Origin of the sequence: Staphylococcus simiae (assembly GCF_002902085.1) — a bacterium.
GTDB classification, from domain to species: domain Bacteria; phylum Bacillota; class Bacilli; order Staphylococcales; family Staphylococcaceae; genus Staphylococcus; species Staphylococcus simiae.
The window spans coordinates 72,901-87,749 of the sequence record NZ_PPQR01000070.1 but is presented as its reverse complement, the minus strand read 5'-3'; the positions used below and the strand labels follow the sequence as shown (position 1 = coordinate 87,749).

Here is a 14,849-nt window from a genome sequence, read left to right as displayed (position 1 = left end):
TAATACACTCCTAAATAAATTGTTTTTTAATATGATTTAAAAATTTGTTTCTTAGTATTGTTTCGAATTCCTGTGGTTTTTGCATAAATTTATCAATGTTTTCTAATTCCATACTTAAAACTTCTGAAAAGTCATTGATTAAAGTAGCCATAAATCCATTATCAGGAATAAACATACAAATAAGATATTTAATTGTAACTTTGTCATTTTGAATATTATGCAACTCCAGTGGCTCATCTAAAATGGTAATAAAAATGATAGGCTTTTTGATTAAATCATTTTTTAAATGTGGCAGTAGCACTGGATAAGGGTGCAGTATCCAACCTGGATTATCTGCAAAATGTTGCTGTAATAGTTCAGCGAATGACTGTTGATCTTCAATAATGTGCTGACCATATAAATAATCAGTAATATAATGATGCCAATCTTTAACAGAGTTATATTCTATTTTCACCGAATCAATTAATTCTAAACCTGCACGCATATGATCAATAAGTTGATCTGGATGTTGCACTGTAGCTTCCTCTTGTTCGATAGGATGACTATGTTGAGATACTTGAGTATTTAAAAAGCTCGCAACATAGGGAATATCACTATCAGGTAATAATGGATTAACAGTTAAATATGGCAAAGTGATATCTAAATTAACCGTTGATATAATACCATCAAACGTTGTTAAGTTTAAATTATTCAAATCGCTAACTGAAGCTTGAGTAATGCGTTCAATTTCGCTGAAAACTTGTTCTAGTCTTGTAGCTAACAAACGACTAGTACCCATACCACTACTACAAACGACTAAAATATTTAAGAAACGATTACCTTGGTTTTTAATTGATCCGCCAAAATGTAACACAATAAAGGCAATTTCACTTTCTGGAAAAATTAAATCCGGCCAAATATGATTTAAAGCTTTATGCACATTTTCAAAAAGCCTTGGATATTTGAACTTAATCATATCTGTTAATGGATTGTATGTTTCAATATTTGATTCTAAACGGTTGATTGCTGGGTTGATATGCAATGCTAAACCTTCAATCAAAGTATCAATATCATCAAATGTCGTTCCAGAAATAGATGAAACCATGTTGACAAAGTCTTCAATTTTGTGATGTTCGTTCGAATTGTCTAGAGCTTGTTCACTGACATGTTTTCTTTTAGCGCCACGTAAATGGATGGTTATAAAAGTGATTTCAGCTTGGTTAAAATGAACATCATAAATCGCTTCAAGTCGTTCGGCAATATCACTTGCGACTTTATGTTCAAACGTATCTTTAACTGTATTATAAATCGTATCATTTAAAGCAACATATTCATCATTTTTCATACGACTGATACTTAGTACAATATGCACTGTCAAAGTTAAATAGCTCGATTCAGTCAATGAGTAGGGTAACGCACTTAAATAATCCATTAAAATACGTTCTACATTAAAAATACGTTCTAAATCTACAAATTGTTGTTGTGATTGATTGAGTGATTGATAAACGAAATGATTTTCAATCACTGAATAAACACTGGTACTATTTAGATTATTGACCATTAATTGACTTAAAAACTCTCTTTTTTTAGACTCTGTACCTTCTAAAAAGATGCCTTCACCACGTTTACGAGACAGTGATAATTGATAACCATTTAAATCAAGTTCCAAATCATCTAATAATTTAGCCAAAGTTTGATTAGAAACGCCAATCTCTTGAGCAAGACTATACTGTTTTACCGGACCTTTAGCTTGAATTAAAGCATATAAGATAATTACTTTTTGTTCTTCAATAGATAAATCAACAGTTTGTTGATTGGTGACACTTTGCTTCAATTGTTGTATATGGTCTTCTGTTCCAGCAATGCGTAATCCTTTTTTATTAGCTCTTTCCAATTCTAATGAAAAGGAAGTAAGGTAATGCTCGACACTTTTAAGCTCTCTATGAATAGTACGAGAGGACACCGCAAGTCGTTGAGCAATGTCGTGTATAGTGACATATTGACCGTGATATTTAATCAATAATTCAATCATTTCTTTTTCACGTGTACTCAATAACATGGCGGTATCCTCCATTTATACTTTATTTAATTATTTTTGGTCTTCATCTTTTTTCAAGTTTTCCAATAACTCTTCGTATCTAGGTGAATTTAAGAAATTATCAACTGAGATATGAATAGCGTTAGGAGTTTGTTTGATAGCACGATCAGTTAATTTCTTTTGAGTAATAACTAATTGAGCATCTTTTGGTAATTGGTTAATAGCGGTATTTGTAACGTTAATATCTTGAATACCAGCTTTTTTAAATTTATTACGTAACATACTTGCACCCATGGCACTTGAACCCATACCAGCATCACAAGCAAAAATAACATGGTCAATGTTGCTGTAATCATGTGCATCAACATCTTCAGTATTATAATTATCTAATAATGCATCAGGGTCTTCTTCAGTAGAAGTACTTTGAGTACCAGCTGCTTTATCTTCTTTATTTGCTTGTGCTTCATTATTTGAAGAAACTAATTTTGAAGATACGCTAGATTTTTTACCTTTAGTACTTTCCATTTGAGCTGTAGCTGATTCTAAGTCTTGTTTAGGTTCTTTAGTGAATTTCATAATTAATGCAGAAACTGCAAATGATACTAATGTAGCTAAGACTACACCTAGTAACATGTGTAAGAATTCACCTTTAGGTGCGTTGATACAATAAACGATAAATGAACCTGGTGATGCAGGGCTTCTAAATCCGAAACCAGTTGCTTGATATGTTGCTACGCCAGTCATACCACCTAGAATAACAGAAAGGAATAACATAGGACGCATCAATACATATGGGAAGTAAATTTCATGAATACCACCTAAGAAGTGGATAATACCAGCACCATATGACGTTGCTTTTGCTGTACCTTTACCAAAAATCATGTAAGCAAGTAAGACACCTAAACCTGGTCCAGGGTTAGATTCGATTGTATAAAGGATAGATTGACCAGCTGATGCAGCTTGATCTGCACCAAGTGGTGTGAATACACCATGGTTGATTGCGTTGTTTAAGAACACAATTTTCGCTGGTTCTACTAAAATACTAACTAATGGAAGTAAGTGTGCATGTACTAATGCTTCAACTGCAACAGATAAGATGTGCATGATGAATTGCATAATAGGTGCTAATACTTTAAACCCAAAAATAGTCATAATGAAACCTAAGATACCTGCTGAGAAGTTATTAAATAACATTTCAAAGCCTTGTGGTGTTCTTGGTTGAATAAATTGGTCAGTTTTTTTCATTAACCAACCTACAAGTGGTCCCATAATCATAGCGCCAAGTAACATTGGTGTATCAGGAAGCGCAACGATGACCCCCATAGTAGCCGTTGCTGCAATGATACCACCACGTAAATCGTGAATTAAACGTCCACCACTAAATGCGATTAATAATGGAATTAGATAAGTAATCATTGGTCCTGCTAAAGTTGATAATTCCTTATTAGGGAACCAACCATTATCTATAAATATTGCTGCGATGAATCCCCAAGCGATGAACGCACCGATGTTCGGCATGATCATACTACTTAAGAAAGATCCAAAGGCTTGAACTTTACGGCCAAAGCCTTTATTTTCTTCACTTTGTGACATATTTACACCTCTTTTTTTGTATATCTAACTAAATAATAGTTTAATATCTAATTACATATTACTCAATATAAACAAAAATCAACTTTGGCATAATATTTGTGACAATTATTAAATTTACATACATATTATAGAAGAAACTCGCAATAAATCTATTTATGTGCTTTATTAATAAAAAAATAAGTTTTTTATTGTGAAAATATTTGCAAAATAATAATTCAAAGTTGTACAATAATGATTAATAGAAAGGAGGAAAGTTAGTAATATAGTTATAGCGCCTGTGCAAAGTGACATATACAATTGAAGATTAATAATTAATCAGAGTAGAGATTATTATAGATTGTTGTGTATATTTTGTAGACGAGGAGGATAGTGATCGAATAGATCGGCGGATGCTATCCCGGATGTGGCTCATTCGTTAGCTTATTAATTAAAACATTAAGGTGACTTAATGGACAAAGTTAGTAAGATCGCCATTAAAAATTAAAATAAAAAGGAAAGACGTTTAGTAAAAAAGTGTATCTTCTTTGCAAAATGCATTGATAAATACGCTTAGTTTGACGTGGCAAAGATATAGAATATAAGCCCAAACTTTATTTTATGATAGCAGATTGTCAATCTAAATTAGCGACAATAAATCATAATTTACTAACGTTATTTCAATACGGAGGAACATAATATTATGTGTGGAATTGTTGGATATATTGGCTATGATAATGCCAAAGAACTATTATTAAAAGGTTTAGAAAAATTAGAATATAGAGGTTATGATTCAGCTGGTATCGCTGTTGTCAACGATGATGGAACAACAGTATTTAAAGAAAAAGGCCGTATCGCAGAATTACGAAAAGTTGCAGATGACAACGATATTGATGGACCAGTTGGAATCGGTCACACACGTTGGGCAACACATGGTGTACCAAACCATGAAAACTCACATCCACATCAATCTTCTAATGGACGTTTTACATTAGTTCATAATGGTGTAATTGAAAACTATGAAGAATTAAGAAGCGAATATTTACAAGGTGTGTCATTTGTATCTGAAACAGATACAGAAGTTATCGTTCAATTGATTGAATACTTCTCTAATAAAGGATTGTCAACTGAAGAAGCATTTACAAAAGTGGTATCATTATTACATGGTTCATATGCACTTGGTTTATTAGATGCAGAAGACAAAGAAACAATTTATGTTGCTAAAAACAAATCACCATTATTATTAGGTGTTGGTGAAGGGTTTAATGTTATTGCTTCAGATGCATTAGCTATGTTACAAGTAACAAATGAATATAAAGAAATTCATGACCATGAAATTGTAATCGTTAAAAAAGATGACGTTATTATCAAAGATGCAGAAGGTAATGTCTTAGATCGTGATTCATACATTGCTGAAATTGATGCTGCAGATGCTGAAAAAGGTGTTTATGATCACTATATGTTAAAAGAAATTCATGAACAACCAGCTGTAATGCGTCGTATTATTCAAGAATATCAAGATGCAGAAGGTAACTTGAAAATTGATAAAGATATTATCAAAGACGTTGCTGACGCAGATCGTATTTATATTATTGCTGCAGGTACAAGTTATCATGCAGGATTAGTCGGTAAAGAATTTTTAGAAAAATGGGCTGGCGTACCAACTGAAGTACATGTTGCTTCTGAGTTTGTTTATAACATGCCTTTATTATCTGAAAAACCACTATTCATCTATATTTCTCAATCAGGAGAAACTGCAGATAGCCGTGCTGTATTAGTAGAAACAAATAAATTGGGTCATAAATCATTAACAATAACTAACGTTGCTGGTTCTACACTTTCTCGTGAAGCAGATCATACGTTATTATTACATGCTGGACCAGAAATCGCAGTAGCTTCAACTAAAGCTTATACTGCTCAAATAGCTGTATTATCAATCTTGTCACAAATTGTTGCTAAAGAACATGGACAAGAAGCAGATATTGATTTATTAAGAGAATTGGCAAAAGTAACTACTGCAATTGAAGCAATTGTAGATGACGCGCCAATTATGGAACAAATTGCTACTGATTTCTTAGCAACTACACCAAATGCTTTCTTCATTGGTCGTACCATCGACTATAACGTAAGTTTAGAAGGTGCATTAAAACTTAAAGAAATTTCATATATCCAAGCAGAAGGTTTTGCTGGTGGTGAATTGAAACATGGTACAATCGCACTTATTGAAGAAGGCACACCTGTCATTGCATTATCCACTCAAGAAAATGTTAACTTGTCCATTCGTGGTAATGTTAAAGAGGTTGTTGCACGTGGTGCACATCCATGTATTATTTCAATGGAAGGTCTTGAGAAAGAGGGAGACACATATGTTATCCCGCACGTACATGAATTATTAACACCATTAGTATCAGTAGTGTCACAACAATTAATTGCATATTATGCAGCATTACACAGAGACTTAGATGTTGATAAACCACGTAACCTAGCAAAATCAGTTACTGTTGAATAAGCAAACAAGTTTGTCGAGTGGTCTTTATGACCACTCCTTTTTTTTTAGAAGTTCTATGATTTATAATCATATAGAACTTCTTATGCAGTTGCCAAAAAGCAACTGTAAACCGAAGCATATGATTTATAATCATATAGAACTTCTTATGCAGTTGCCAAAAAGCAACTGTAAACCGAAGCATATGATTTATAATCATATAGAACTTCTTATGCAGTTGCCTAAAGCAACTGTAAACCTAAACCTATGGCTTAATGAGAATTAAATCATTTAGAACTTCTTATGCAGTTGCACAACAAAACAATTGTAAGCCTAAACCTATGATTTATAATCATTAGAATTTCTTATGCAGTTGTGATGGCAAGAGTGTCTGTATAACGATAAGCACGCGCCTTAACATGAAATAAACTAGCAAGTGAAATTAAGACGATGTTAGATTGTTGTTAATGTCTATAGATACAAGAAGTAGTATGTATGCTTAGTTAATATCACGTGTCACTGTTATCTAACTACTAGCCGCTTCACATAGGTTTAATACTATGAGATGTAATATAATTAAACTATAATGATGAAAAGTAATAGTCTCCATAGTTAGCTATTGAGAATATATCTAACAATGTATGGTTGATAAATGAATAACAACTGAATAAGGGGTGGAAGTATGTTAATTCAATTAAGTCATGTAGGACGAGTAAAACAAGGTAAAGAAATATTACATGATATCAATTGGCAAATTGAAGAAGGGGACAAATGGATATTATATGGATTAAATGGTGCAGGTAAAACAACGCTATTAAATATCTTGAATGCTTATGACTCAATCACTCAAGGTCAATTAACATTATTTAATATGACGCCGGGGAAAGTAGGATATTCTGCTGATGCAGTTCGTCAACAAATCGGTTATGTTTCCAATAGCTTAATGGATAAATTTCAAGAAGGTGAAATTGTAATTGATGCTGTCATTAGTGGTGCTTTTAAATCAATTGGCGTTTATAAAGAAGTAAGTAATGATTTGATCAACGAGGCTAAAAAATGGCTGCAACACGTAGGAATGTTAGACTTTGAAAATCAATATCTCGGTTATTTATCAACTGGAGAAAAACAACGTGTGATGATTGCTAGAGCTTTGATGGGACAACCTAAAATACTTATTTTAGACGAACCAGCATCAGGTTTAGATTTTGTCTCACGTGAAGAATTACTTAAAACAATCAATACATTATGCCAAGCACAGCCACAATTAGCGATGATTTATGTTACACATTTTATTGAAGAAATTAATCAGCAATTTGATCATATGATGTTATTAAAAGATGGACAATGTTTTAAACAAGGTACAACAACTGACGTATTAACATCTGCAACGATGTCACAATTTTTCAATCAAAATGTCATGGTTAAATCATGGAATCATAGATACGCACTCTTTTTAGATGAATAAAAGTTTTGCAAAAGTTGAACGTTAGTGACAAAATTTAAGTAAGATTACTTTGATAATGGAGGAGAACATGGATAACGTAAAAGCAATATTTTTAGATATGGATGGTACTATTTTACATGAAAATAACCGAGCAACTGAATATACACGTGATGTTATTAATCAATTGAGACAACAAGGAATGAAAGTATTTTTAGCTACAGGACGTTCTTATACAGAAATTTATCAATTAGTACCTGAAGGTTTTGAAGTAGATGGAGTTGTTAGCTCAAATGGTACTACTGGAGAAGTAAATGGCAAAAATATTTTCAAACATGACTTAACAGTACAACAAATTAACCAAATTATTGACTTAGCAAAACAACAACAAATTTATTATGAAGTATTTCCATTTGAAGGTCATAGAATGGCTTTAAAACAAGATGAATCATGGATGCGAGCAATGATAAGTAGTGATGAACCCATTAATCATGTAAGTCATAGTGAATGGGCAGCTAGAAAAGAATCTTTAAGCTCAAAACTTAAATGGGTGGATCATTTCCCTGAAGGAGAATATTCTAAAATATATTTATTTAATCCTAATTTAGATAAAATCACGAATTTCCGAGATGAATTACAGCAAAATCATGTACTGTTAAATATAAGCGTGTCAAATTCATCACGATTTAATGCTGAAACAATGGCCTTTAATACAGATAAGGGTACAGGTATTAAAGAAATGATAGATTATTTTGGTATTAATCAAAATGAAACTTTAGTTATCGGTGACAGTGATAATGATAGAGCTATGTTTAAATTTGGACATTATACGGTTGCTATGAAAAATGCTCGCCCAGAAATTCAAGCATTAACTAAAGATGTGACATCATTTACGAATGAAGAAGATGGTGCTGCCAAATATCTAGCGCAACACTTTTTAACTCACTAAACCACCAAATCAACTTCTTAAAATACAATAAACAATGGTTCTCTGTTTTTATGTATCAGTCCAATTTGGCAGAAAACCAAAAAAATCCAGCTAACACTTAATTTTAAGCGTTAACTGGATTTTTAATTAGCGTCTGATTGAAACTTACTTTGATATACACCAGACTAGCAGTGATTTAATTACTGTTTATGATTGTCGATAATGTCATCTTTTGTTGATGATACATCATCTTTAACCTTTTCCGTATTATTATCAACGGATTGTTTAACTTTGTTATCTTTCTTGTTATCTACTGTATCTTTAACTTTATGTTCTACATTAGCGTTTGTTACTTTTTTACTAGATGGTTGTGTTGTACCTTGATGTTTAGTTTCTTTAATACTAGCATTTGTCGTTTTATCATTATGACCACGATTAACAAAGTACTGAATGATACCCATCATGATGACATAATATAAGATGATACTTATGATAAGAGTAATAATTTTAACAGTAGTTAATAGTATTTGCGCGAATGATTGTGATGCATTTTGAGTAGCTACCATCATTAGTAAATATAATGGACTATTAATGATAAGAATAATTAAGTTGACTAGTAATACACCAATAAAGAATTTGAACCATGTTTTTTGACCATTTTTAATACCTTTAAAGCCAGCCTTAAAACTTGTCATCACTTTTTGACTAGGATTTTCAATAAAAGCAACCGTGTAATTAATCATTGCGATTAATGTAACCCAGACAAAGATTGAAGTGATAAAGGATGTAATCAATAAAATTAGGATTTGAACAGTCACTATAATAGCTAATTGGTGATCATTTGTTGTTAACCCTTGTTGTAACTGTGTAAATAATGGACTAACAATCTTACCGTATAATGTACCTAATAATGATGTTACGACCATTAATACGATAAAAATAACTGTCGTTAATAATGCTAAGACAACACTTTTTAAATAACGGCCTTTTTTAAAGCTAAAGAATAAGTCTGTAAAATGAACTTTGTCTTTTTTGATAGCTCTTGTCATGACATTAATAGCACCAACAATAAGTTGATAACCAATAAATATAGTTAATAGTACTGCAATTAACAAGATGATAGCAATTTGAATATACATTTGTGCTGGGACTTGTTGTCCGAATTGAGCGTATAAACTTAATGGCATAATTGAGCTAACTAATAGTTGTCTGACAAATGCAGATGCAATATATACAACCGCAAATGCAATAATTGTAAATATAAGTGTGATTAAATTTTGTGGTTTTGCATTCTTAAATGCGGATTTATAATATGTGAACAATAATATGCACTCCTTTTCTTCATATAAATACAATATCAAAAATCCTTTTATTTTCATATCAATATCTTATAAAAAGGTCATTGAAATGTTACAATATGCTAAAATTACTATATAAGTGAGGGACATGTCATGCGCAAATTTGCAATTATAACTGATATTCATGGAAATGCAGACGCACTAGAACGTGTGTTAGATGATATAGATCGACGTGGAGATATCGATAAAATTTATAATTTAGGAGATCATATTGGTATCGGTCACGAAACGAATAAAGTATTAGATATGATATTTGACCGTCAAGATATGACCATGATAGCTGGTAATCATGATGAGGCAATTATGTCGGTTGTTAATGGTACACCATATCCAGAATATTTATATGATAAATTTTATGAGCACCATCACTGGGTTGAATCGCATCTCGATGAAGAATATTATGATGCACTAAATGAATTACCTAGATATATAGAAGAAGATATATGTGGGAAAAAGGTGCTATTTATTCATTATGAAATTACTAATGATATGTTGGAAGCGCCAATTGATCAAGTACCATTTAGTCCTATAGCTAAAGACGAAGAACAAGCAATGTCTGAACTTTTTGCAGATAAAGAAGCGGATCTCATTGTTTTTGGTCATAATCATAGATTGCATATGTTTGATGATAAAACAACAATCTATTTTAATCCTGGTTCAGTAGGACTAAATAATGGTGCCAACACAGTATATGGCATCGTAACTATTAGTGAACATGGCATTAACATTGAACGCGTTAAATTACAATATGATGATGAAGAATTTATTAAAGGCTTTAAAGAGAAAAAGGTTCCAGCGACAGAATTAATTTTTGATAAATTTATGTAAACAACTAGTTACTAATAAAATGATGGCTTTCATTGTAATTACCAAGGTGTAACTATTGATCAAATATGAATGACAATAATAACAATGTAGTAACTACACATTAAAAATAGCCCTAGCAATTGTCTGAATTAAAGTGAACCCCAAAAGTTAGATTTTAGGTCTAACTTTTGGGGTTTGGTTCAAATTAACTTCATTGCTAGGGCTATTGATATTTGATTAATGATGATGATGTGATATGTGTTTATGGTTATTATCTTCGTCATGTTCATGTGCATGATGATGTCCACCTGAACATAATGTAGATTCATCATGTTTATGGTTAGGTGTTTCTAATTGTATGGTCATATGATGAATATTGAGATGTAATAAATCATGCTCGATTGTTTCTAATAATTGTTCGCATGCTTCCATTGTCAACGTATGATCAACCACCGCATGGCAACTTAATGCATTCATGTCATTTGAAATCGTCCACACATGATAATCATGGACACTATGAATACGATGATCTTTAGTAATGGTATCAATAACTTTAGTTAAATTGACATCACTTGGTGTACCTTCCATCAAAATATTTATAGAAGATTTAGTAATACCCCAAGCACTTTTTAAAATAATCACTGAAACTAAAATACTGGCAATAGGGTCAGCAATCGTCCAACCAAACGCCCAGATTAAAATGGCTGCCACAATAGCACCTATAGAACCTAAGAGGTCACCAATAACATGTAAAAAGGCACCTCGCATATTTAAATTATGGGAAGTATCTCCACCTTTAAACATTAAGTAAGCCACCACGATATTAACGATTAAGCCGATAATGCTAATCGTCATCATTTCTTGAGATTGGACGTGTGATGGTGCAAAGAAACGTTTAATTGCTTCAATGACGATTAATGCACTAATGATGAAAAGTGCCACACCATTAAATAATGCAGCTAATATTTCAAAACGTTTGTAGCCATATGTCTTAGTTGTCGTAGCATTTTTTTCGGCATAAATAAATGCAATCAGTGCTACACCGAGTGAAAAGGTATCACTAAACATATGAATACCATCTGATAGTAGCGCTAAACTATTGGATAAAAAGCCACCAACAATTTCTACAATCATATATATACCAATAATTAAAAATGATAAGAATAATACTTTTTTATTATTTGTTGTAACATGACTATGGTGGTCATGATGATGATGTGAATGTGACATCTTATTTAACACCTTCTTTTGGATGATTTGCATGGTCAATTGCTTGTTTTAACATCATTGCAACATGTTGGTCGTCTAATGAATAAATCATAGATTGTCCTTGCCTTTTAGAAGTAACTAAATGGACACTTTTTAACAGTTTCAACTGATGTGACACATTTGATTGAGATAAATTCAAAGTATGAGAGATATGGCCGACACTTGCTTCACCTTGCGATAATAATTCCATAATGCGTATGCGATTCAAATCACCTAATGCTTTGAAAATATCTGTGACACGCTCTAATGTTTCGTTGTAGGTAGAGTTATCATGCTGTTTCAAAATATGACAATCCTTTCATATTAATATATGTTCATATATTAATTTAATATGAACTGAATGTCGTGTCAATAGGTGTGCTGTTTATTTGTTATCAAAAGTGGTATGTGTTGTAATGACATACAAAAGGAGGAAGTAAAGATGAGTACATTAATTATTGGCGCAAATGGTGGCGTAGGTTCTTATTTAGTGCAACAACTTGTTGAAGACAATGCAACGTTTACTGCAGGTGTTAGAAAAGATGAACAAGTAAAAGATTTACAAGCTCAAAATATTAATGCAGTATTGGTTGATGTTGAAAATGATTCAATTGCAACGTTAACTGAGACTTTTAAAGGTTTTGATAAAGTTGTTTTCTCAGTTGGTTCAGGAGGAAGTACCGGTGATGATAAAACAATAATTATCGATTTAGATGGCGCTGTTAAATCTATGATTGCAAGTAAAGAAGCTAACGTGCAACAATATATCATGGTATCTACGTATGATTCTAGACGCCAAGCATTTGACGCAAGTGGAGATTTAAAACCATATACAATTGCTAAACACTATGCAGACGACTATTTAAGACGTTCTGGTTTAACATATACGATCGTACATCCAGGTGCATTAACGAATGAGGCAGGAACAGGTAAAGTCGAAACAGATTTATATTTTGAAGGTGTAGGTTCTATACCTAGAGAAGATGTGGCAACTGTTTTAAAAGAGGTTGTGCTATCAGACGGTTTTAAAAATAAAGAATTCCAAGTGATTAGTGGAGATTCAACAGTTAAAGAAGCTTTAGCAAAATATAAATAATGACATTAGTTATTATCATTAAAAATAAATGTAGTGTGCGCTCAACTCCTTAGTATATAAACTAAGTTGTTGAGCGCATTTTAAATATCAAAAATTAGTGTCGTATATTTGTATGGGTAATAATAAAATTTAAATAAAATAATTGTTTTATTTTTTACAATAAAAGGAGCCTGACAATTATCAATATTTTCACTAAATATGACACAACTATCAAAGTTGGTTGATGGTTGTTATAATGAATTGACATTAAAATAGTAACATTTGACTAAAGAATAAAGTTCGTTACTTTAACAATGTAAATGTTTACAATAATGACTTAAAAAATAAACGATCTTTATCTTGTATCGTTAAAAATATGATACAATCACATATAGTTAATAACTTACGATTGATATACATATAGCATTGTACAATGACATGATTTAACAGATGTGATTGAGGGAGTAAGAACATAAGAATTAGAATATAGAAAATGATATGTGCAGTGGAGGTATGACAATGCCGTTATTTTTACAACCAATTTTAAAAGAAAAGCCTTGGGGTGGCCAACGTTTGGGAGAATTTGGTTATACTTTAAGCCATGATCATATAGGTGAATGTTGGTGTGTGTCTGCACATCCCAATGGGAAAAGTATCATCACAAATGAACCTTATCAAGGGCAAACACTTGATCAAGTATGGGCAGAACATCGAGAATTATTTGGAGATTTTCCTAGTAAAGATTTTCCATTATTAACTAAAATTGTTGATGCACAAGAATCATTATCCGTACATGTACACCCAGATGATTCGTATGCTTATGAACACGAGTATGGTCAATATGGGAAATCAGAATGTTGGTATATTATTGATGCAACAGAAGGGGCTCAAATTGTAATTGGTACTGAATTACAATCTAGAGAACAATTTGAAGCGCATATTGAAGCACAAACAGTGGAAGAAGGATTAAGATATATTGATGTAAAGTCTGGAGACTTTTACTTTATACCAGCAGGTAGTGTGCATACATTAACGGCCGGGATTCTAGCCTATGAGACAATGCAGTCATCTGATATCACATATCGAGTTTATGATTACAATCGTCAAGCCCAATACCAAGTAGATAGACCCTTAGAAATAGAGAAGGCTTTAGATGTTATCGAATATAATGCACCTCTACCTAATATTGTGCCGGAAACAGAAATTATAGAAAATCACAAATGCACACATATCGTGTCAAATGATTTCTTTACTTTAGTAAAGTGGGAAGTTTCTGGAACCTTGAACTATATGAAACCTAGAGAATTTTGCTTAGTCACTGTCTTAGCAGGTGAGGGTCAAGTTATTGTTGATGGTGCTATCTTTAAATTAACGATGGGGACAAGTTTTATTTTAACCTCAGAAGATTTAGATAGTGTTTTTGAAGGCGACTTTACGTTAATGATAAGTTATATTTAGACAACATATACCATCTGGGAGAGATATTAAGTGAAACAGTTTTTATATATAGCGTTAATTTGTGGCGTTATATCAGGATTAGGTGTCTTTTTACATATGCCACAATATCCATCAATGTGGGTACCGCGTTTCGTATCAATAATAGGCGTAATTAGTGCGATTTTAACATTTAAAGATAAAGATATTAGTTCATCACTAAAATTTGGTGGTGTATTGATAAACCTTTTACCTATGTTTGGAACATTTATGACGCCATCATAAATAACATAAGGACATACTTGGATATCATAGCAATATTGACATCTCGTTATACAATTTTTGTATCATAAGAGATGTCTTTTTTTAGTTTTATCGCAAAATAAATATGTTAAAATATTGATAACTGTTTTTATTGCATCGTCTATTATAATTGATTGAAACAGGAAATAAGATAACATACTTATTGGTAAAAAATACGTTAATG

12 protein-coding genes are annotated in these 14,849 nt (G+C 32.0%); 7 read left to right on the top strand and 5 right to left on the bottom strand.

The annotated features are described in order from the left end of the window. Window positions 1-10: 10 nt before the first annotated feature. Together CD113_RS09035 and CD113_RS09030 are read right to left on the bottom strand one after the other, a co-directional pair. Complete coding sequence (locus tag CD113_RS09035) at window positions 11-2,038, bottom strand: BglG family transcription antiterminator (RefSeq protein ID WP_002461727.1); 2,028 nt, start codon at window positions 2,036-2,038, stop codon at window positions 11-13. Between the two features lie 30 nt (window positions 2,039-2,068). Continuing rightward, window positions 2,069-3,610: a PTS mannitol transporter subunit IICB gene (locus CD113_RS09030; RefSeq protein ID WP_002461729.1), complete on the bottom strand. Its 1,542-nt coding sequence runs from the start codon at window positions 3,608-3,610 to the stop codon at window positions 2,069-2,071. A 679-nt stretch (window positions 3,611-4,289) separates the two neighbouring features. Between CD113_RS09030 and glmS the strand changes: the two genes are divergently transcribed. The 3 genes from glmS (at window position 4,290) to CD113_RS09010 (ending at window position 8,461) form a co-directional block, all read left to right on the top strand. Continuing rightward, window positions 4,290-6,095, top strand: coding sequence for a glutamine--fructose-6-phosphate transaminase (isomerizing) (glmS, locus tag CD113_RS09025; RefSeq protein ID WP_002461730.1), 1,806 nt, complete (start codon window positions 4,290-4,292; stop codon window positions 6,093-6,095). Window positions 6,096-6,753: 658 nt separating this feature from the next. Beyond that, entirely contained in the window at window positions 6,754-7,536 is a 783-nt protein-coding gene (locus CD113_RS09015; RefSeq protein ID WP_002461731.1) for an ABC transporter ATP-binding protein, read from the top strand. 67 nt (window positions 7,537-7,603) lie between these two features. Next, window positions 7,604-8,461 carry an HAD family hydrolase gene (locus CD113_RS09010; RefSeq protein ID WP_002461732.1) on the top strand — a complete coding sequence of 286 codons (858 nt, stop codon included), beginning with the start codon at window positions 7,604-7,606 and terminating at the stop codon, window positions 8,459-8,461. A 179-nt stretch (window positions 8,462-8,640) separates the two neighbouring features. Here CD113_RS09010 and CD113_RS09005 read toward each other — a convergent pair whose 3' ends face one another. Continuing rightward, complete coding sequence (locus CD113_RS09005) at window positions 8,641-9,762, bottom strand: lytic transglycosylase (RefSeq protein ID WP_095092783.1); 1,122 nt, start codon at window positions 9,760-9,762, stop codon at window positions 8,641-8,643. Between the two features lie 129 nt (window positions 9,763-9,891). Between CD113_RS09005 and CD113_RS09000 the strand changes: the two genes are divergently transcribed. Continuing rightward, complete coding sequence (locus tag CD113_RS09000) at window positions 9,892-10,626, top strand: metallophosphoesterase family protein (RefSeq protein WP_002465340.1); 735 nt, start codon at window positions 9,892-9,894, stop codon at window positions 10,624-10,626. 216 nt (window positions 10,627-10,842) lie between these two features. Here the strand turns inward: CD113_RS09000 and czrB are convergent, their stop codons facing one another. Both czrB and CD113_RS08990 read right to left on the bottom strand, forming a co-directional pair. Continuing rightward, window positions 10,843-11,835, bottom strand: coding sequence for a CDF family zinc efflux transporter CzrB (czrB, locus tag CD113_RS08995; RefSeq protein ID WP_002465341.1), 993 nt, complete (start codon window positions 11,833-11,835; stop codon window positions 10,843-10,845). A gap of 1 nt (window position 11,836) precedes the next feature. Further along, on the bottom strand, window positions 11,837-12,157 hold the full coding sequence (locus CD113_RS08990; RefSeq protein ID WP_002465342.1) for an ArsR/SmtB family transcription factor: 321 nt from the start codon (window positions 12,155-12,157) through the stop codon (window positions 11,837-11,839). 138 nt (window positions 12,158-12,295) lie between these two features. On the opposite strand from CD113_RS08990, the gene CD113_RS08985 reads away from it, so the two are divergent. The 3 genes from CD113_RS08985 to CD113_RS08975 all read left to right on the top strand — a co-directional run bounded on the left by CD113_RS08985 (window position 12,296) and on the right by CD113_RS08975 (window position 14,647). Further along, complete coding sequence (locus CD113_RS08985; RefSeq protein ID WP_002465343.1) at window positions 12,296-12,949, top strand: NAD(P)-binding oxidoreductase; 654 nt, start codon at window positions 12,296-12,298, stop codon at window positions 12,947-12,949. A 498-nt stretch (window positions 12,950-13,447) separates the two neighbouring features. After that, window positions 13,448-14,386 carry a type I phosphomannose isomerase catalytic subunit gene (locus CD113_RS08980; protein ID WP_002465344.1) on the top strand — a complete coding sequence of 313 codons (939 nt, stop codon included), beginning with the start codon at window positions 13,448-13,450 and terminating at the stop codon, window positions 14,384-14,386. 30 nt (window positions 14,387-14,416) lie between these two features. Further along, window positions 14,417-14,647 carry a hypothetical protein gene (locus CD113_RS08975; RefSeq protein WP_002465345.1) on the top strand — a complete coding sequence of 77 codons (231 nt, stop codon included), beginning with the start codon at window positions 14,417-14,419 and terminating at the stop codon, window positions 14,645-14,647. The last annotated feature ends 202 nt before the right edge of the window (window positions 14,648-14,849 follow it).

Excerpts from the sequence above, each read along its gene's own strand:
- CD113_RS09035 (WP_002461727.1), bottom strand. The coding sequence starts at position 2,038 with ATGTTATTGAGTACACGTGAAAAAGAAATGATTGAATTATTGATTAAA.
- CD113_RS09030 (WP_002461729.1), bottom strand. The coding sequence starts at position 3,610 with ATGTCACAAAGTGAAGAAAATAAAGGCTTTGGCCGTAAAGTTCAAGCC.
- glmS (WP_002461730.1), top strand. The coding sequence starts at position 4,290 with ATGTGTGGAATTGTTGGATATATTGGCTATGATAATGCCAAAGAACTA.
- CD113_RS09015 (WP_002461731.1), top strand. The coding sequence starts at position 6,754 with ATGTTAATTCAATTAAGTCATGTAGGACGAGTAAAACAAGGTAAAGAA.
- CD113_RS09010 (WP_002461732.1), top strand. The coding sequence starts at position 7,604 with ATGGATAACGTAAAAGCAATATTTTTAGATATGGATGGTACTATTTTA.
- CD113_RS09000 (WP_002465340.1), top strand. The coding sequence starts at position 9,892 with ATGCGCAAATTTGCAATTATAACTGATATTCATGGAAATGCAGACGCA.
- czrB (WP_002465341.1), bottom strand. The coding sequence starts at position 11,835 with ATGTCACATTCACATCATCATCATGACCACCATAGTCATGTTACAACA.
- CD113_RS08985 (WP_002465343.1), top strand. The coding sequence starts at position 12,296 with ATGAGTACATTAATTATTGGCGCAAATGGTGGCGTAGGTTCTTATTTA.
- CD113_RS08980 (WP_002465344.1), top strand. The coding sequence starts at position 13,448 with ATGCCGTTATTTTTACAACCAATTTTAAAAGAAAAGCCTTGGGGTGGC.